General features: G+C 61.5%; 16 protein-coding genes. 9 read left to right on the top strand and 7 right to left on the bottom strand.

Features of this window, described 5'->3' with window-relative positions; all coding sequences use genetic code 11:
- Positions 1-18 precede the first annotated feature (18 nt).
- Positions 19-1,161 (bottom strand): CoA transferase, encoded by a 1,143-nt coding sequence (locus tag FEZ59_RS10395; RefSeq protein ID WP_092764119.1) that lies wholly within the window; start codon positions 1,159-1,161, stop codon positions 19-21.
- Positions 1,162-1,172: 11 nt separating this feature from the next.
- A complete protein-coding gene (locus FEZ59_RS10390) occupies positions 1,173-2,342 on the bottom strand; it encodes an acyl-CoA dehydrogenase family protein (protein WP_019745344.1) in 1,170 nt (389 codons plus the stop codon).
- Positions 2,343-2,576: 234 nt separating this feature from the next.
- On the opposite strand from FEZ59_RS10390, the gene FEZ59_RS10385 reads away from it, so the two are divergent.
- From FEZ59_RS10385 to FEZ59_RS10360, 6 genes are all read left to right on the top strand, one after another.
- On the top strand, positions 2,577-7,223 hold the full coding sequence (locus FEZ59_RS10385) for an NAD-glutamate dehydrogenase domain-containing protein (RefSeq protein WP_242459770.1): 4,647 nt from the start codon (positions 2,577-2,579) through the stop codon (positions 7,221-7,223).
- Positions 7,224-7,332: 109 nt separating this feature from the next.
- Entirely contained in the window at positions 7,333-8,088 is a 756-nt protein-coding gene (hutC, locus tag FEZ59_RS10380; RefSeq protein ID WP_024487384.1) for a histidine utilization repressor, read from the top strand.
- 217 nt (positions 8,089-8,305) lie between these two features.
- The gene (locus FEZ59_RS10375; protein WP_283568134.1) at positions 8,306-9,700 is read left to right on the top strand and encodes a serine hydrolase domain-containing protein; all 1,395 of its coding nucleotides are present in this window, start codon (positions 8,306-8,308) and stop codon (positions 9,698-9,700) included.
- Between the two features lie 98 nt (positions 9,701-9,798).
- Positions 9,799-10,878, top strand: a complete 1,080-nt coding sequence (locus tag FEZ59_RS10370) for a dipeptidase (protein WP_019745341.1) — start codon at positions 9,799-9,801, stop codon at positions 10,876-10,878.
- Between the two features lie 32 nt (positions 10,879-10,910).
- Complete coding sequence (locus FEZ59_RS10365; RefSeq protein ID WP_029256278.1) at positions 10,911-11,846, top strand: alpha/beta hydrolase; 936 nt, start codon at positions 10,911-10,913, stop codon at positions 11,844-11,846.
- Between the two features lie 87 nt (positions 11,847-11,933).
- Positions 11,934-12,440, top strand: a complete 507-nt coding sequence (locus tag FEZ59_RS10360) for a ClbS/DfsB family four-helix bundle protein (protein WP_029256277.1) — start codon at positions 11,934-11,936, stop codon at positions 12,438-12,440.
- Here the strand turns inward: FEZ59_RS10360 and FEZ59_RS10355 are convergent.
- On the bottom strand, positions 12,431-13,009 hold the full coding sequence (locus FEZ59_RS10355) for a GNAT family N-acetyltransferase (RefSeq protein ID WP_019745338.1): 579 nt from the start codon (positions 13,007-13,009) through the stop codon (positions 12,431-12,433). The two genes, FEZ59_RS10360 and FEZ59_RS10355, sit on opposite strands and share 10 nt — an antisense overlap.
- Before the next feature lie 214 nt (positions 13,010-13,223).
- On the opposite strand from FEZ59_RS10355, the gene FEZ59_RS10350 reads away from it, so the two are divergent.
- Positions 13,224-14,018: an SDR family NAD(P)-dependent oxidoreductase gene (locus tag FEZ59_RS10350; protein WP_134999021.1), complete on the top strand. Its 795-nt coding sequence runs from the start codon at positions 13,224-13,226 to the stop codon at positions 14,016-14,018.
- 1 nt (position 14,019) lies between these two features.
- Here FEZ59_RS10350 and FEZ59_RS10345 read toward each other — a convergent pair whose 3' ends face one another.
- From FEZ59_RS10345 to FEZ59_RS10330, 4 genes are read right to left on the bottom strand one after another with little or no spacing between them, the layout of a single operon-like run.
- Complete coding sequence (locus FEZ59_RS10345) at positions 14,020-14,478, bottom strand: nuclear transport factor 2 family protein (RefSeq protein ID WP_021331968.1); 459 nt, start codon at positions 14,476-14,478, stop codon at positions 14,020-14,022.
- Between the two features lie 51 nt (positions 14,479-14,529).
- A complete protein-coding gene (locus FEZ59_RS10340) occupies positions 14,530-15,318 on the bottom strand; it encodes an SDR family NAD(P)-dependent oxidoreductase (RefSeq protein ID WP_020909164.1) in 789 nt (262 codons plus the stop codon).
- 30 nt (positions 15,319-15,348) lie between these two features.
- On the bottom strand, positions 15,349-15,645 hold the full coding sequence (locus FEZ59_RS10335; protein ID WP_019745334.1) for a hypothetical protein: 297 nt from the start codon (positions 15,643-15,645) through the stop codon (positions 15,349-15,351).
- Positions 15,623-16,786 carry a Rieske 2Fe-2S domain-containing protein gene (locus FEZ59_RS10330; RefSeq protein ID WP_172932603.1) on the bottom strand — a complete coding sequence of 388 codons (1,164 nt, stop codon included), beginning with the start codon at positions 16,784-16,786 and terminating at the stop codon, positions 15,623-15,625. Before FEZ59_RS10330 ends, FEZ59_RS10335 begins: the two co-directional genes overlap by 23 nt.
- A gap of 237 nt (positions 16,787-17,023) precedes the next feature.
- On the opposite strand from FEZ59_RS10330, the gene hsaA reads away from it, so the two are divergent.
- On the top strand, positions 17,024-18,190 hold the full coding sequence (gene hsaA / locus FEZ59_RS10325) for a 3-hydroxy-9,10-secoandrosta-1,3,5(10)-triene-9,17-dione monooxygenase oxygenase subunit (RefSeq protein ID WP_020970820.1): 1,167 nt from the start codon (positions 17,024-17,026) through the stop codon (positions 18,188-18,190).
- Between the two features lie 38 nt (positions 18,191-18,228).
- Positions 18,229-19,521, top strand: a complete 1,293-nt coding sequence (locus tag FEZ59_RS10320) for a glutamine synthetase family protein (protein ID WP_172932602.1) — start codon at positions 18,229-18,231, stop codon at positions 19,519-19,521.
- Positions 19,522-19,555: the final 34 nt, after the last annotated feature.

The following is a 19,555-nucleotide window of genomic DNA, read 5'->3' as shown; positions in this document are numbered from 1 at the left end:
GGGATGTCTGCGCTGAATCTATCGCGAGCCCGGCAGTACCTCACCGTGGTGCTCGTCCAGCAGGGGACTGCGGCGGACATCGGGGCGTCGGCTCTCACCGAACACGACGGGTTGTCGTACGTAGGAGATCTTTCCTGCTACCGGGTGCTCGAACGATTCGACGACTCCGCGATACTCGGCCTGTGCGGAGGTGAGTGCCTGCTGGACGTCCCAGATCTCCGAGCCGGCGAGGCCCGCGTCGCCGAGAATGCCGACCACGTCGGCGACGGTCTTTCCGGCAGCCCAGTTTTCGATCTCCTTGCGCAGTGCCGGCTCGTTCTCGGTCCGGGCGGTGTCGTCGGCAAATCGAGGATCTGCGATCAGGTCGATGCGATTCATCGTCTGCGCCAATTTCTCGAAGCCGGATTGGCTGGCAACCGCGAGGACAAAGAGTCCGTCGTCGGCCCGATAGGTGTCGAACGGTGTTGACACCGGATGACGGTTACCGACGCGTGGGGGAGTGAGCCCGGTGGATTGCAGTTGGCTGTGTGCTGTCGGCAGCATGGCGAGCATGCTGTCGAACATCGCGACGTCAAGGTGCTGCCCGAGTCCGGTCGCCCGTGCACTCAGCAGGGCGGTACTGATTCCCCAGGCAGCGAACAGCCCGGCGACCAGGTCTCCGAACGACTCACCCAACCGTGTCGGCCCGGATTCCTCCGAACCGGTGATGCTCATGATTCCCGAAAGAGCCTGGACTACAAGGTCGTAGGCGGCGGCGCCGGACATGGGCCCGTCCTGGCCGAAACCGGAGATGGACGCGTACACGATCCGCGGATTGCGAGCCCGCGCAGCCTCGTAGTCGATTCCCAGGCGCTTGGTGACGCCCGGGCGAAAGTTTTCCACGACGACGTCGGCGGTCTCGATGAGCGTCAGCAGCGCCTCACGGTCCTCGTCGTTCTTGAGGTTGAGTGCCACCGAACGCTTGCCACGATTGAGCACGTTGAAGTAGATGCTTTCACCGTCGCGGAACGGGCCGAGGTGCCTCGAGTCTTCACCGTGTTCGGATTCGATCTTGACGACGTCCGCACCGGCGTCGGAAAGCAGTGCGGTGCAGTAGGGTCCGGCGAGGACGCGCGAGAGGTCGATGACCCGGATGCCGTCGAGTGGGGGTAGTGCAGACATGTCCGTGCCTTTCAGAAATCGGTGGAACGCGGCGACGGAGCATTGCCGGCAATGGTGAGCAATTGGATCTGCGAGGTGCCCTCGAAGATGCGGAGAATGCGGCAATCGCGGTACAGGCGTTCGATTTCCGATTCGCGCATGAAACCTGCGCCGCCATGGATCTGTACGGTTTGATCGACGATCGAGAAGCAGGCCTCGGTGGCGACGTACTTCGAAATCGATGCGGCGCGGCGGATGTCCTGACCGGCATCCTTGACGTCGGCGGCCCAGTCTGCGGTGACGCGTGACGCGACCAGTTGCGCGTCGCAGCCACCGAGGAGTAGCTGGATTGCCTGGAAGTCGAAGATCGGCGTGCCGAACTGCTTTCGCTCCGTTGCGTACTCGCGTCCCAGTTCCCAAGCGCGCAAAGCGATGCCGTTTGCCATTGCCGCTACGTCGATGCGTGCTCGGTTCAGGGCGGTCAAGGCGATGTTGCCGCCGCGACCTTCGGTGCCGATCACCGAGTCGAGCGGCAGCACGACGTCGTCGAGGTAGACGGTGTATGTCGGAGCCGAACGAATTCCCATCTTGTCCTGCGGCTCCGAGTAACTGATTCCCGGAGTGCCCTTGGGGACGACGAAGGCGGTGATGCCGCGGAATCCTGCGCTCGGGTCCGTCTTGGCGAAGAGCACGACCAGGTCGGCTTCCTTCGCGTTGGAGATGTACGTCTTGGATCCGGAGAGATGCCAGCCGTCGTCCTCGCGTCGAGCGACGGTACGCATCGAGGCGATGTCGGAGCCGGCGTCGGGTTCGGTGAGTGCAAATCCGGCCAGCAGTTCGCCCGACGCGAGCTGGGGCAACCAGCGGTGCTTCTGCTCTTCGGAACCGCCGACGAGAATCGGCTCGAGGCCCAGGTAGTGCGCGGTGTAAATCGATGCCAGTGCGGCGTCGGTGCGTGCAACTTCTTCGATGGCGACCAGTTGGGTTCGTGTCGACAGGCCCAGACCGCCGAATTCCTCCGGCACGGAAATGCCCATGAGGTCCTGCTGTCCGAGGCGCTTGACCAGCTGCGCCGGGAACTCTTTGGATTCGTCGCGTGCGGCTGCTCCGGGTTGGATCTCGGCGTTGGCGAAGGCTCGGACGGTGCTGCGGAACTCAGCGAGATCAACGCTGTCGATGTCGTGCGCGGTCTGGGTGGTCACGGGGGCTCCTTCGAAGCGAGGTAGTTCACGAATTTCATCTAATGGAATCTAATTGCCACTAGTTGGCACGACTGACTATGGCTGAGGGTGGCGAATTTGTCCAGGGGTGGAGCTGTTGTGTCGCGGCTCACGTTCTGCAATGATCAACTTGTCTAAACCTGTATAGACAAGTTGATCGCGGATCGAACCCACTACAAGTCGGAAGCAGCGTGGCTTTCGGCGGAAGGTGCTGACATGAGCCTCGTTTCAGTCGACACGACACCGGACTCCGAGAATGTGAGGAGGGTGTGCAGTAGGTATTTCGAGGGCTTGTCGGCTGATCGATACGCGGCGCTCGCCGAAGACCGCAAGCTTGCGATGGTCGCCGCGCACATGGATCTTTCGCGCCGACGGGGACACAACTCGTCGATCTCGAGACTCGCGCCGGCCGGGGAGCTGGGGGACGGGCCGGCAATTCAATACGTCGGCGACGACATGCCGCAGCTCGTCGAAGCGGTTCTGGCGACACTTGCCCGCGCGCGCATGGAGCCGGAATTCGTGGTGCACCCAGTGCTTCGCACAGTCGTGCAACCGGCGCACAGCACTGAAGACACCCGGGTCGGGGAGCGTGCCGAATCATGGATCCACATAGGACTACCCGCACATTGTTCGGACGCGCAGGCGCAGGTGATCGCTGATGACGTCGCCGGAATCCTCGACCGTATCGCGCGTGCCTTCCGCGATACCTCGCCCCTGCGGGATCTCGTCGACGAGGCGCGCGGGCAACTGGCCTCGGGCGGTCACGCCGAAGAAGCTGACTTCCTCCAGTGGTGCAGTGCCGGAAACTTCAGTGTCGTCGGCGGTGCGCGAACAATCGACAGGCACGAGCCGTACACCCTCGGCGTGCTCCCCGATCCAACCGGCTCTTCGGATTCGAAGGCAGTGCCCCTCGCGATCGGAGTGGTGTACCTCGGGCAAGGGTTCGGTGGATCCGCATACGCCACAGAGATCGACGTGTCAGTCGGTGACCGTGAATACCGATTCATCGGGTCCTTCACCTCGACCGGACTTGTCGCAGACGTCAGGCGGACCCCCCTCGTGCGAGGGCGCGTCGCAGACATCTTCGACGCCTCCGGATCCACCGTGGATTCGTTTGTCGGACAATCGATGCTGGCGGTGATTCAGTCGATTCCGATCACAGTCCTCTTTGCCGCCGACCCGGCCCGAATTGCGGACGCACTGGACGAACTCACTTCTGTGGACGGCCGCACGTCGTTCCATCTGTTCCTGCAACCCGTGGGATGCTCTCCGACGACGGGGCAAGACCAGGAGCTGTCGGCTTTGCTGTTCGTTCCGCGCGAGAAATTCAGTACGACGATCAGAACAACGGCCGAGTCGGTACTCGCCGAGGCGCTTGGTGCCCGCACCATCGAGTTCTCCAGTCGAGTATCGGAATCTCCCTTGGCTGTCGTGCATTTCACGGCCACAGTCGGCGGCGGCGCGAACTTTGCATCGGCGCGACAAGCGCGGGAGATTCGGGATCTCGTCGTCGACGCGTGCCTGACGTGGGACGAGCGATTCGTTCTGGATGCTTCGCACTACGACGAGCAGCGCAGGCGTGCTCAGTTCGCCGAGCAAGTTCCGGTGGCATACAAGCAGGATTTCGACGCCGTCCGCGCCGCCGAGGACATGGCGGTATTCGACGGCCTCGAACTCGGAGAGGTGAGCCCACGGTTGGCCCGATCTGTCGACGGACCCGGTACTCACCGACTCGGGCTGTACGTATCGGGTGACCCGCTCTCGCTGGGCGAGGTGCTGCCCGTATTGCAGAGCCTGGGGGTCGACGTGGTCGACGAGCGTCCGTACGAGCTCGTCTCGGCAGGCTCGGAACAGTCCTGGATCTACGAGTTCACGCTCGACTATCCGAGTGCGCCGGTCGAAGGCTTCGACAACTTTGCCGCGCGGTTCGCGGCGACGTTTGCCGCGGTTCGAAACGGCTCCGCCGAGCCGGACTCGTTCAACGAACTTGTCGCGATCGCCGGACTCGGTTGGAAACAAGTAGTGGTGCTGCGGGCATACGCGGAGTTCTTGCAGCAAGCAGGATTTCCGTACAGCACCAGTCGCGTCGCCGAGGTACTTGCCGATCATCCCGAGATCGCCGCCGGTCTGTGCGAATTGTTCGAGAGCCGTTTCGATCCCGACGTCGTAGACGGAGATCGAGGTGCGCGTGCAGCAGCGGAGGTGGAAACAGCCGTGGCACAAGTGCAAGGACTCGACGCCGATCGGATCCTGCGCGCGTTGTCCGAGCTGGTCCGTAACACGTTGCGTACCAACTACTTCGTTTATGGCACCGAATCGCTCGGCGCACTCTCGTTGAAGTTCGATTCGGAGAAGCTGTCCGTATTGCCCTTCCCTCGACCGAAGTTCGAGATATTCGTGTACTCACCCGATGTAGCAGGTGTGCACCTTCGCTTCGGTACGGTTGCCCGCGGCGGCTTGCGCTGGTCGGATCGGAAAGAGGACTTCCGCACCGAGGTCCTGGGATTGGTGAAGGCGCAGGCAGTCAAGAACGCGGTCATCGTGCCTGTCGGTGCGAAGGGCGGATTTGTCGTCAAACGCCCGCCGGTTCCAGGACAGGGTGTAGACGCGGACCGAGAAGCCACGTTGGTGGCCGGGATCGAGTGCTACCGATCCTTCATTCGCGGACTACTCGATCTGACCGACAACGTCGACAAACAGAGCGGCGCCGTTGTCGCGGCGCGAAGGGTCGTTCGCCACGACGGGGACGACACTTATCTTGTTGTCGCCGCGGACAAGGGCACTGCAAAGTTTTCCGACATCGCGAACGACGTTGCCGCGCAGTACGGATTCTGGCTCGGCGACGCCTTCGCATCCGGCGGATCGGTCGGCTACGACCACAAAGCCATGGGTATCACGGCGAAGGGCGCCTGGGAGAGTGTCAAGCGGCACTTCCGGGAATTCGGCGTCGATACCCAGCACGACGACTTCACCGCGGTGGGGATCGGAGACATGAGTGGTGACGTCTTCGGCAACGGTATGTTGTGCAGCAAGCACATTCGTCTCATCGCGGCGTTCGATCATCGGCACGTGTTCGTCGACCCGAACCCGTCACCTGAGCGCTCGTACGACGAGCGATCACGTCTCTTCTCGCTCCCACGATCGTCGTGGGCCGACTACGACCCGACCTTGATCAGTGCGGGTGGCGGAGTGTGGGAACGCTCGGCGAAGCGCGTTCCGATCAGTGACGAGATGCGACAGGCACTGGGTCTCGACGCCGACGTCACCGAACTGACTCCACCGCAACTGGTTCGGGCGATTCTGCGGTCCCCGGCAGATCTCTTGTGGAACGGCGGCATCGGAACGTACGTCAAGGCCTCCGGTGAGTCCGACCTCGAAGTCGGCGACAAGAGTAATGACGCGGTTCGGGTGAACGGCAACGAAGTGCGTGCACGTGTGATCGGTGAAGGAGGCAACCTCGGCCTCACCCAAGCAGGACGAATCGAATACGCGCGTATCGGCGGACGGATCAATACAGACGCCCTCGACAATTCCGCGGGAGTCGATTGCTCCGATCACGAGGTGAACATCAAGATCCTTCTCGACTCCCTGATCAGCTCAGGCGTCGTCGCGGACTCACATCGCGACGCACTGCTCGAATCGTTGACCGATCAGGTCGCCGAACTCGTTCTTGCAGACAACCGTTCACAGAACGAACTGATGGGCACCACGCGTGCGGATGCGGGGGCAATGATCGGCGTGCACGGCAGAGTGATTTCGAACCTCGAATCTCGCGGAATCGTCGACCGCGTCATCGAAGGGTTTCCGACCAAGAAGCAGTTCGCCGCGGCCGAGAAGACGGGAACGGGGCTGACGTCGCCGGAACTCGCCACACTGATGGCCCACGTCAAACTCGATCTGAAGTCCACGCTGTTGGCGGGAAGCTCGATCGACAACCAGATCTACCGCAAGGCGCTGGTGAACTACTTTCCGGAGGGCGTTCGAGATGCAGGGGGCGACGCTCTCGACCGGCACCCATTGCGGCGCGAGATCGTCGCGACCGTGCTGACGAACAACGTCATCGATCGGGGCGGCATCACCTATGCGTATCGGCTCGGTGAAGAGGTCGGCGCTGATCCGGAAGACGCGGTACGTGCCTTCACCGTGGTTTCCGAGGTGTTCGGACTGTGGAAGTTGTGGCACGACATCAGCAAAGCCTCGATCTCGACCGCCGTATCCGACGAGTTGATCCTGCTCACCAGGCGACTGCTCGACCGGGCGTCACGGTGGATGCTGACGCGTCGGCCGCAACCGCTGGCCGTCGGGGCCGAGATCAGCAGATTCGGTGATCGCATCGCGGAGGCGTCGACCGAGCTCGATGACTGGCTGGTAGGCGCAGATCAGCGGAACCTGGCTGCGCGAACGGTCCTCATCACGGACAAGGGCGCGCCGGAGAACCTGGTCAGGCGAGTGGAGATCTTGCTCGATCAGTTCGGACTGCTCGATGTGGTGGAGATCGCTGACCTCGCCGATCGCACTATCTCGGAGACCGGTGAACTCTACTTCCGGCTCGGTGAGCATGTTGGGCTCGTCCCGATGCTCAATCGAGTGTCGGCATTGAGCAAGGACGGAAAATGGAACGCATTGGCGAGGTTGTCGCTGCGGGACGAGTTGTACTCGACGGTGCGGGCCTTGACCCTCGACGTCTTGGCCGACGCGGAAGCGGGTGACTCGACAGCGGAAAAACTCTCCAGGTGGGAAGAAAGGAATGCGTCGAGAATCGAGAGGTCGACTCTCGCGCTCGCCGAGATCGAGGCATCGGGGCAACACGATCTTGCTGCGCTTTCGGTTGCGACGAGCCAATTGCGGCGCATGGTGGGCTAGGCCCGGCGCGGACGCCCGCGGATTGATCGGAAAGGTGCGCGAGACGGATAGACTTCGAAGGCCGACCGGGAGAACCGACTCGGTGGTTTTCGACGAACGGGTGGTGGCGATGGCGATTGCTGAAGTGGACGCAGAACTCGCCGTGCTGTTCAACGAGGCAGGCGGCGAGTCCGCCCCTGCGTACGAACGGGTGAAGAACCTCGTGGTCTCGCAGATCAATTCGGGGCGGTGGACCGAAGGCGATCAGCTGCCTTCGGAAAATCAACTGGTCAGTGCGCTTGGGTTGTCACGTATGACGATCAACCGAGCGCTTCGTGAACTCACCAGCGACGGTCTGATCGTGCGGATGATGGGGGTCGGTACTTTTGTCGCCGCCACGAAGACCGCGTCCCCGCTGTTCGAAGTAAAGAACATCGCCGACGAGATTCAGCGCCGCGGCCACCGTCATCGAACCGAGGTCGTGTTCGTTCGTGAGGAAGAAACCGACCACGGGCAGACGTTCCTTCGTGAATCGGTGGGCAAACGGGTGTTCCATTCGCTGATGGTGCACTTCGAGGACGAAACCCCGATTCAGGTGGAAGACCGGTTCGTGAATCCGAACGAGGCGCCCGACTATCTGCGCCAGGACTTCACCGCGATCACCCCCAACAACTACTTGAGTGACGTTGCGCCTCTGGTTCGCGGCGAGCACGTCGTGGAAGCAGTGCTAGGGAGCCCGGACGAATGCGAGCTGCTCCGCATCGATCGAGGGGAACCGTGTCTGTTGATTCGCCGCCGCACCTGGTCGGCCAACGGGTTGGTCAGTGCGGCGCGCTTGATCCACCCCGGTTCACGCAATCGCTTGGAAGGAACCTTCGAGCGCTGATCGTTTCGAGTGGCGAGTCCTGAACGCAGGCTCGTCCGATCGCACCATTTTCGGGGTCGAGTTCGGTGCAATCGACCAGGACGTGACTGCGAGCACACTGAGATCATGGGTGGACGGTTATTGCTTCCGCAACCTCACTTCCCGACGAGTGAGACCTGAGCGGATCGCAGCAACGCTGTCTACGCCACTGGCTTCCATGATCGAAGGAGTTCGACCTGTGACCGAATTGCCCAAGGACCTACTTGTCGCCCCGAAGTGGCAGGAACGCCTCGACGAACTGGCAGCCAAGCATTCGGTACCTGGCGCGCAGGTCGGTGTGATCGCGCTGGGCGAAGACGGTGCAGCGGATATCCGTGTCATCACCACCGGAGTGACGAGCCTGAACACGCGTGTCGACGTCGACGCCGACACCCTGTTCCAGTACGGATCCGCGAGCAAGATCTGGACGACGACGCTGATCATGCAGCTCGTCGACGAGGGCAAGCTGACGCTGGACACCCTGGTGGTGGAGGTGCTTCCGGAGTTCACGATCGCGGATCCTTCCAACACGAAGGAAATCACGATCCGCCAGTTGCTCACGCACACAAGCGGTATCGACGGAGACCTGTTCAACGACACCGGCGACGGCGACGACTGCGTCGAGAAGTACGTCGACGAACTCGCGACCGCGATCAGCGTCACCGAGCCCGGCGGGCATCTGAGTTACAGCAATGCAGGTTTTGCCGTTGCCGGCCGTATCGTCGAGGTTCTTCGTGAGATGACGTGGGACGAGGCGTTGGTCGAATACCTCTGGAAGCCACTCGGATTGACGCACATCATCACCAAGGCCAAGGATGCCCCGCTGTTCCGCACCGCCGTCGGTCATGTGGCGAACCCGGATCGGACGTCGCCGGACAAGGTGGTTCCGACCAAGCAGTGGCTGCTTCCGCGCGGTATCGGTCCGGCCGGGATCATCACCGGATCCGTCAGCTCGCTTCTGACCTTCGGTGCTGCACACATGCGTGACGGCCTCGCGTTGACGGGTGAACGCATCCTGTCCGAAGAATCCGCGCGTCTGATGCGCACCCCACAGTTCGACCTGACTGCGGTCTCGAGCGTCGATCAGGCCTGGGGGCTCGGCTGGATCCTGTCCGACTGGGGCGGTGTGACGTCCGCGCAGCACGGTGGTGCGACGATCGGCCAGATCACTCGTTTTCACACCTTCCCCGAGCTCGGCCTGGCCATGGCAGTTGTCACCAACTCGCGTGGTGGCGGCGCCCTGGCTCACGACATCGAGAAGGAGATCGCTAAGGAACTCGATCTCGTTCTGCCGGAGCCGAAGTCCGAACCGGATGCAGCAGACATCGATCTGTCTCACATTCTCGGGACCTATGAATCGACAACCGTTCGAATCGAACTCACGCGTGGCGACGACGGCGGATTCCAGGTTCAGAACTTCGCCAAGGTCGAGATCGACGGCGAGCCGCCGGCCCCGCCCACCAAGGTCGTGCCTCTGTCTGCTTCCCGGTTCTCGATCAGTAACGAGAGCGCTTCTGGCGAGATGGCTCACCTCACGATCGATGGCGAGGAATATCTGTACATGACACGGCTTTTCAAGAAGATTTCCGACTAGCCGCGGCGAGATAATTCTCTCCGCTGAATGAAATCTCGGGCAGGTCGAGGGCGATGAGGGCCCTCGACCTGCCCGCACTACTTTCTCGAGGAAAACTCATGTTGAAACCTCTCGCTCCTTTTCCGGACGTGAATCACCCAGCGGCACTGGATGCTTACGGCCTTGCGCCGGTCATCGACGGTCACAACGATCTGGCATGGACGGCTCGCGAAACTGCCGCATACTCGGTGGAAAATCTGGAGAAGGATTCCATATTCCAAACCGACATCGACAAACTCGGTCGCGGTGGCGTCGGTGCGCAGTTCTGGTCGGTTTACACCCCGTGTGACAGGACGGAGGCCGAGGCTGTTCAGTACACACTCGAGCAGATCGACTACGTGTACCGGATGATCGAGCGGTACCCGGATACTTTCGAATTCGCGCGCACCGGTGACGACGTGCGTCGCATCTGGAGCGAGGGCAAGGTCGCGTCATTGTTGGGTGCGGAGGGCGGTCACAGCATCGGCAGTTCGCTCGGCGTTCTGAGAATGATGGCGCGCCTTGGTCTTCGGTACATGACTCTGACGCACAACGACAACACCGGGTGGGCGGACTCCGCGACGGACACTCGAGTACACGGCGGGCTGACCGACTTCGGTCGCGAGATCGTGCGCGAAATGAACCGGCTCGGCGTGCTCGTCGACCTGTCGCACGTCTCGGTGGAAACGATGAGAGATGCCATCGAGACGTCGTCGGCGCCGGTGATCTTCAGCCATTCGTCCTGCACTCAGCTATGCGGTCACCCCCGCAATGTTCCCGACGAGGTCATGAGGCTGCTCGCGGACAACGGCGGGGTCATCATGATCGCCTTTGTGCCCATGTTCCTTTCCTCCGAGTACAACGAGTGGTTCAAAGGCGGGCGGGTCGGCCCACGGCCGGCGATGACGGTGGACCATCTGGCCGATCACGTCGAGCATGCCCGAGACGTCGCGGGCATCGATCACATCGGTTTGGGTAGTGACTACGATGGGTTCGACGACTTTCCGGACGGTATGCAGGACGTATCCGGTTTCGCGGTGTTGATAGACCGTCTGGCGGAACGCGGTTGGTCCGCGGAGGACTTGGCAAAGCTGATGGGCAACAACGTGTTGCGTGTGCTCGACGAGACCAGTGCGGCCTCGATATCGAGCCTTTCCTAGCCGTATCGACGCCCGAGAAGATGAGGATGAGAATGAAGAAGATTCGTACCGTTGCACTGAAGGTGGTTGCTTCGGTGTCCGTAGTTCTGGTTGTGCTGGTATCGATAGCGCTCGTATTCAACGTCGGCTCCAGCAAGGCGAACGTTCCGACCGCGGAAACGGGCAACCAGTTCGTGTCCGTCGACGGCAAGAACATGAGCTACTCGATTCGCGGCAGCGGTGATCGGACCATCGTGCTGCTGCCCGGGTTCGGAACGTCCGCACCGATCCTCGACTTCAAATCACTCATCGACGAGCTTGCACCTGACTACCGCGTTGTCACGATCGAGCCCTTCGGCTACGGATACAGCGACGCAACCGACAAGGACCGCACGGCTGAGAACATCGTCGAAGAGATACACGAGGCTGTGCAGGCCTTGGGGATTGACGAATACATCCTCATGGGTCACTCCATCACAGGTGTTTATGCCTTGGACTACACCGCGAAGTACGGCGACGAGGTCACCGCTTTCGTGGGCATCGACAGCAGCGTCCCAGGGCAGCCGAACATGGACACCAAGTTCCCGATCGAAGTCTTCCGCGTTGCAAAGAAATTGGGCTTCTCCGACGTTCTGGCGAAACTCGGTGGCAGTGAGGAAACCGATGCCTACCTCGATGAAGCCGAGAAGGCAGAGATGAGCCGACTGGTCGCGAAGAACAACTTCAGCGACACGTATCTCAACGAAATGGATCACCTTTCCAGCAACTTCGCCGCGGCAATCGGCAAGACGTTCCCTGCCGATCTCCCGATTCTGTTGTTCGCTGTACAGAATTCCAAGGTCCAGGGCTGGACAGAGCTGCACGAAGAACAGGCAGCATCGGTCGATCATGGTGAATTGGTCTTGCTGGACGGAGACCACTACCTACACCACACCAAGTCGAAGGAGATCGCCGAGAACCTCGAAAGGTTCCTGGGCGAGCTGAACTGAAACTCGTAGGACGTTAATGTTGAATGCGGGGCCATCGAGTCGAGATGGTCCCGCTTCTTCTTTCTCTACTGATCGTTCGGAGGCATTGTGGCGCAGACCTTGTCACGTGAGGAACTGGCGAGTGCGCTGGACTCGGCGTATTCGAAACTCGACGCGTTACTCGACGGCGTCGCCGAGGCCGATGCGTTCGACGCCGTTGCCGTCGATGCGTGGACGGTGCACGACGTACTCGCTGTGCGTGTCTGGTGGGCAGAGGCCGTCGTAGAGTGGATAGGTGCCGGACTGCGAGACGAGACACCGCAGACGCCGGCTGCGGGTTACAGGTGGACGCAAACACCCGCGCTGAACCAGTCGGTGGTCGAGGCGAGTGCAGGTACCTCGGTTCGAGAGCTTCGGGATCGTTTGCGCGCGGCTGTCGCAGCGCTGCGTCGATACGTGGGAACTCTCGAAGACGATCAACTGCTGTCGGTCGGGGTTTTCTCGTGGACCCGGACGTGGCCGGTCTCGAGGTGGATCGCCGTCAACACGATCACCCAATACGCGTCGTTGTCGAAAATGATTCGGCGAGTGCTGAAGTCGAACAATCAGCCCTGAAGTCGATGCATCCGCCATACGTCCGGTCCGTCGGGGAGCGAGGTCTGGCCGACGATCGTGAAACCGAACCGTTGGTACAGCGGGAGATTTCGTTCGGTCGACGTGTCGAGCCAGCAAGCCTGTTCGGTTCGATCCAGTTCCGCCAAAGCATGTTTCAGTAGTGCAGAGCCCAATCCACTGCCCTGCGAATGCGGTGTCGTACCGATCGTTGCCAACGACCACGCGTGCTCGAGGGCGGGAAGCGCAGACAGTTGTTCGTCAGCCTGGAGAACGCGCTCGAACCGATCTCCGTGCAGTTCCACGATCTTCTCGACAGTCGCTTCATCAGGCTCCGGGGCGTCGGGCGGCAGGACTGCGATGACGCCGTTGCCTGAATCATCGATGTATGAACGTCCGAACGGTAGTGCCAGGTGTTCGAGGTAGATCCGTTGCAGAGCGGCGACCCGTTCCACGTGAGAGTCTTCGGCGACGCACCAGTTCGTCCAGGGATAGTCGGCAAAAGCCTCGCCGAGAACCTCGGCGGCACGGTCGAGGTCGTCGATGGACAGCGGTCGAACAGAATTCTGCATAGTGCCACTTCAGCACAGTAGAGTCTTCTGTCGCCACTCGATTTCGGCGGTGTAGCAGGTGCGCGGGCCGTGGTCACGTACTTGTGAGTTCATTCAAGAAAGTTGGACGCGGCTGTCGATCCTGCGTTCACTGGTAGTGATCGGGTAATCGCCGAGCTGTCAATTTCGGGCACATGAGATCCGGGTACGGCGATTCCCCGCGAAGGGAATGAATATGAACAGGCTCGAAGGCAAAAATGTAGTGATCACCGGCGCCGCCAGCGGAATCGGGCGTGCAGCAGCACAACTCATGGCGGCAGAAGGCGCCAAGGTGCTGGTCGCCGACCTCGATCCAGCGCGAGCGGAGGAAGCAGCGGCGGCGATGCGCGAGACCGGTGGCACTGCGCTGGGTTTCGGCGTCGATGTCATGAACGAGGAGTCTCTGGCAACGATGATCGAAAGGGCGGTCGCCGAATTCGGTGGCATCAACGTCTTGTGCAATCACGTGGGCGGTAGTAATCCGCGCAAGGATCTCGACCTGCTCCGGATGGACCTGGACGAGTGGGATCGCGTGATGTCGCTCAACGTCCGCAGCACTGTCGTCGCTTCACGACTTGCCATTCCGCACATGAACAGTACCGGTGGAGGATCGATCGTCAACACGGCCTCGGTAGGTGGATTGATCGGGGATTCCCTGCAGTCTGCCTACGGATCCGCCAAAGCGGCAGTCATTCGTCTGACGCAGTACATCGCAGTCCAGTACGGAGCAAACGGTGTTCGATGCAACGCCGTAGCGCCGGGCGCGATCATGACACCCGCACTCGTGGACAACATCCCTGCTGATGTCATCGACGGCATGAAGCAGGCAAACGCGCTGCCCTACCTCGGTGAGCCCGAAGACATCGCACACGCCATGCTCTACCTGGCCTCGGACGAATCTCGCTACATGACGGGGCAGACCTTGGTGGTCGACGGTGGACTCACCAGCAAGAGTCCACTCGCGACCGGCCGTTCGTCGATGTTGAGCTGAGTCAGCTCCGCCAACCGCTGGGGCCGGCACCCAGAACCTCGATGGATCCCTGACTGGCGTGTGAATGCTTGGTGCGGTGCGTCATTCGCCACCTTCCGTCGATTCGGGTCCACGAATCGTGGTAGTCGCCGAGGGTGAAGAAGTTCAGGTGAGCTTTGCTCCCGGTGCCCACATGCATGTCGCTGACATAGGAGCGGCTGGTGGCAATATCACCGACCACCTCGACCAGCACGTTGCCGATCAGATGTTGGGTGGGACCGCACTCGTCGAGGAACGAGCGGATGGAAGCCACTACCTCGGCAGGTCCACGAAGAGTTCCGGTTCCCAGTTCTGCCGTAGCGTCCGGAGTCATGATCCGGTGGAGTTCATCCCAGTCCCGCGCGTCCATGGCTCGGGCGAACTCGAAAATGGAGCGGGTGATCTCGCGTTCGTCGAGAAGAGTGGTGATGTCGACGCCCATGCTGTGCGCCTTTCTTAACGTCGGGGGGTTAATAAAGGCGCACAGCAGAAGTCAGCGGTTCAGCAGCTTGCGCATCGCTTCGGCAGCGCCCTTGACCATCTTGTCTCGGGGGAAGCCGCTGCGCTTCTTGGCGCCTTCGTAGTTTCCTGCAGCAACCCAGATCGGGCCGTCGGCAAGGTGTTCGAGGCCTTCGCGTGCAACATCCTCGGGCTCTGCGACGTTCATGCCCGGGATGTCGAAGTTCAATCCCGCGCGAATCATGGCCGGCGTGCGAGTGACACCGAGAATGAACTCGACGACGTGAACGCCGTACGGCTGAAGTTCGAGCCACAGGCTTTCGGCGAAGATGCGACCGAAAGCTTTCGAGGCCGCGTAGATGCTCTGGTGCTCGGAGCCCATGAATCCGGCCAGCGAACCGAGCAGCATGATGCCGCCTCGTCCGCGATCCTTCATCAAACCGCCGAAGTGGTGCGAGAGTTCGAGCTGCTTGTTGATGTTCAGCTCGATGACTCCGGCAAATCCCGTCAGATCACCGGTCACGAACTCGTGGCCGTAGCTGTTGGCGCCGGCGTTGAAGATGAGCAGGCCGACCTCGACGTCGTCGGTGACAGCCTTGATCTGGTCGAGCGCGTCGGGAACCAATAGATCCAGTGCGAGAGTGCGTACTTCGACGCCGTTGGCGCGTGCCTTGGCCGCAGTCTCCTCGAGCGGCCCCGGCTTGCGGGCGATGAGAACGAGGTTGATGCCGATCTTGCTGAGCTCGTCGGCGAACCCTGCGCCGACACCTTCGGAACCGCCGGCGATGACTGCCCACGGGCCGTAGTACTGGGGATCGATCATTACTACCTTCTTCGAAAGATGTTGGCTCGGCTAGTGAAACGGAGCGGGTACTGGTTCGCTGTCGTCGACGATCGGCTGAGGCACCGGCTCGTCGTTGAGAATCTCGAGCTTGCCGGCCGTTGCAGCGTTCACGATGGACGCGATCAAGGCGCCGCACTCCTTGCGGGGAGCACCGGGTCGTCCCTCACGTTGCCCGAATTCACGGTCGTCGGCGATTTCGAGGCACTGGGCGCGGGCCTGGTCACTCCACTGAACGGTGGTGTGTTCCCAACTGTTCTTCTGGACCAGGACCTGCGCCTTGCACTCAGCGCACTGAAGAGGCTGCATCTTCGTCTGCCTTCTTCGCAGCTAGGTTGTCTTCGACTTCCTTCTGCCAGGCGGCGACGGGTCGCGCGGTGTCGAGTTCGAATTCGAAGCGTTCGGTCATCTCGGGAGCGATGTCCGCGACGTCGACGTAGAACTGCTCGTACCAGCGGCGGAGCTGGTAGACCGGGCCATCCTCTTCGCACAGGAGCGGGTTCTCGATGCGAGTCTTGTTCTTCCAGATCTCGACGTCCTGCTCGAAGCCCTTGGCGATGAACGTGCCGAAGTTCGCGGCCATCGCATCGGCGGCTTCACCCTGGAAGCGATCCGACTTCTTGACGATGATGCCGTACTGGAGCACGAACTTGTCAGCGCTGACCGGGTAGTGGCAGTTGATGAGCACAGAGTCGACGTTGTAGTCCTCGTACTCGTAGGTCAGGTCGTCGACCATGAAGGAGGGGCCGAAGTACGTGGCAACCGAGTTGCTGCCGACCATCTTCGGGGTGCCTGCTGCGTGGGGACGCATATCGGAGCGAGCGACGCCGCGCATGTACTGCGTTGCGGCGTGGCCTTCGAAGACGTTCTTGAAGTACGTCGGGAAGGAGTAGTGCACGTAGAAGAAGTGCGCCATGTCGACGATGTTGTCGACGATTTCACGACAGTTGGTGTCGACGGTCGTGGTGTACCAGACCCAGTCGCTCCACTCGTCGCTGAGCGCGCCTTCGATACGGGGGATGGCTACGTCGTCGGTCGGCGGGTTGCCCTCGGGGTCGTGCCAGACGAAGAGCATGCCGTCCTGGTCGAGGGTCTGCCATGCGCGCGTCTTGGCCAGCGGGGGAACGCGGCGTGCATAGGGAATCTTTTGGCACTTGCCGTTGCCGCCCCAGCGCCAATCGTGGAACGGACAGGCAATGGCGTCGCCCTTGATGGTGCCCTGGCTCAGGTCGCCACCCATGTGACGGCAGTACGCGTCGAGGATCTTGACGTTGCCTTCACTGTCGGCGAAGACGACGAGCTTGGTGCCGAACGCCTCGATGGAGTGCGGCTGGCCGTCCTTGAAGGACTCCGTGAGCCCAATGCAGTGCCATCCACGTGCAAAGCGAGTAGGCGCGGTTCCAGCTTGGATCTCGCGAACTTCGTCGTCGTCGGACTGATTGATCGTCACGATGAGTCCCGTCCTTTCCAGGGTCAGTGTCGACGCCCGACGCTAGGGGAGCGTGAATTACCGCTGGGGCCTCGTCTCACTGGCCGGGACCAGCGGCGAGCGAGTGGATCCGGCGGCTGATCCCGGCCTCCGGGACTTCCGATCATCGGAACGCGTGACCGACATATCGTGACGGGGCAGCCGTTATGTCTATCTGCCGATCCGCTCCCTCACGGTTCGGTGCGAGGAGTGTCTTCCATGGTCAACAAGGTTCTGAGCTCAGTCCGTGATCTGCTTCCGAAGATCGCGGCCCGCGCTCAGAAGGTCGACGATTCGCGCAAGATCTCCGAACGGACCATCCGGGAGCTTTCCGAAGCCGGCGTCTTCTCCATGCTGGCGCCGAAGAGATATGGGGGCGCCGAGAGCGACCCGGTCCACTTCTACGAAGTGGTCAGGGCAATCTCCGCTGCCTGTGGTTCGACCGGTTGGGTCGCGTCGGTGGTGGGAGTGCACCCGTGGCATCTGGCGCTTTTCGACGACCAGGCACAGGCCGACGTGTGGGGAGAGGATCAGACGACGCTCATCTCGTCCGCGTACGCGCCGGTCGGTCGACTGACGGCGGTGGACGGTGGTTACGAACTGTCGGGCCAGTGGGGCTTCTCTTCCGGCTGTGATCACGCGAGTTGGGCATTGCTGGGCGCGATGGTGGTCGGGATGGACGGCCGGCCGGTCGATTTCATGACGGTGTTGGTGCCGCGTACGGATTACGAGATCCGAGATGTCTGGGATGTCGTGGGGATGCGCGGCACCGCGAGCAACGAGATCGTGGTCGACAAGGCCTTTGTGCCCGAGCACCGATTGAAGCGCAACTACGAGACCGCACAACTTCGCGGCCCAGGCCAAGCAGTCAATCCTGGTCCGCTGTACAAGCTTCCGTTCGGGAGTATCTTCACCTCGACGGTCGCGGCTCCGTGTGTGGGCATCGTCGCCGGTTGTTACGAGGGGTACCTGGACGTGATGCGTGAGCGGGTCCGTCTGAGCTTGGGTGGTGGACGGTTCAGTGAGGACCAGTTCGCTCAGGTTGCCGTCGCGCGTGCGTCGTCGGAGATCGATGCCGCGATTCTGCAGATGGATCGCAATATCCGGGAGATGTACGAACTTGCTGTCGCCGGCAAGGAGCTTCCGCTCTCGATGAGGCTGCGCGCGCGTCGTGATCAGGTTCGCGCGACGGAACGTTCGGTGGAGGCGATCGACATGCTGTTCAAGACGGCAGGCGGGAACTCCCTCTCTCGCGGAAACCCGATCGAGCGTGCGTGGCGAGACGTTCATGCGGGCAGCGTTCACGTTGCCAACGAACCCGAGCGCGCGTTGGCGCTGTACGGCCGGGCGGCGTTCGGACTGCCGGTGGAGGACAACCTGATCTGACCGGTTGGCGCGCCGCCGAGTGGGGTATTTGCCTCTGGATGAGGGAAGTTCCGGCGCTGACTATCGGCTCGATCGTGGACATGGCGGGTGTCGCGCGGGCGAAAGTGATGCCGGCAGGCCGAAGCGGTGTCTTCGAGGAAGTCGGTGCGGGGGTCTCGCCGAGTTGGAATGTTTTCTGCAGCGACGATCGGATTGCCTTCACCGATTCCTTTTCCGTCGTGGGTGATCTCCGGTTGCGTATCGACCGCTCCGACCTCCGCGATCTCGGCGGGGGCGTGTCGTGGGCGCCGGCCACTTTGTACGAGCAAGACGGTTCGACGGCTGCCGTGTGCACTCGGTCCGCACTCACTGCCGTCGTGGCGCGGCTTGCTGCCGACGGACTGGAAGCTCGCGTGGGTCACGAGATCGAATTCACTCTTTTCGGTGATGCGTGCGACGGAGCGTGGTCGGCGTACGGGTTAGGTGAAGTCCTTCGCCGCGAGGACTTCCTCAAGGACCTTCTGCGCAATGCCGAACGCGCACAACTTCATATCGAGCAAGTTCATGCGGAGTACGGACCGGATCAATTCGAGATCTCCATCGCTCCGAGCGCTCCTGTTCAAGCGGCCGATCTTGTGGTGCTGGCCCGGATCTTGATCAGCCGCACTGCCAGAGCCCATGGATTGGCGGCATCGTTTTCACCGATACCTACGATCGGAGGTGCCGGGAACGGTGCACACCAGCACTTTTCGTTGATCTCAGGTGGGCGGCCCGTCTTCTCCGGTGGTGGTCAGGACTACGGGATGACAGACGAAGGATCATCAGCTTTGGGTGGAATCCTTTCTCACCTCACGGAATTCACGGCCGTCTTTGCTTCCTCGCCGCTCTCCGGCCTCAGGCTGCGTCCGGACAATTGGTCGGGGGCCTACGTCTGTTGGGGGCTCGAGAACCGGGAAGCGGCACTGAGGTTCTGCACGGAGTCACCGTCGAATCCACACGGCGCCAACGCCGAAGTCAAGATCATCGATCCATCGGCCAATCCGTATCTGGCCACCGCTGCGGTACTCGGTCTTTCGCAGATCGGTATCGACAATGCCGCGCCATTGCCGCCTGAAATCGTGGTGAACCCGTCGACTCTCACAGAGGCGGAACGTGATGAGCGCGGGGTGACCCGAGTCCCCACCGATCTCGGCGAGATCGTGCAGAAGTTCAACTCCTCCTCGGTGGCGAGGGAAATCTTCGGGGAGTCGATCATCGAAGCGATGGTGTCCGTGAAGGGAGCTGAGCAGGAGACGTTCTCCCAGATGGACGAGGCGACAACCGTCGAGCGGCTTCGATACACCTGGAGTTGAAGGGGTTGACGCTTAGGATCGTGAGTTCTATGTT

It is taken from the genome of Rhodococcus sp. MS13, assembly GCF_013277835.1.
Classification (GTDB): Bacteria; Actinomycetota; Actinomycetes; order Mycobacteriales; family Mycobacteriaceae; genus Rhodococcus_F; species Rhodococcus_F erythropolis.
Note: the sequence above shows the minus strand (reverse complement) of the source record. Positions and strands in the feature narration are given on the sequence as shown.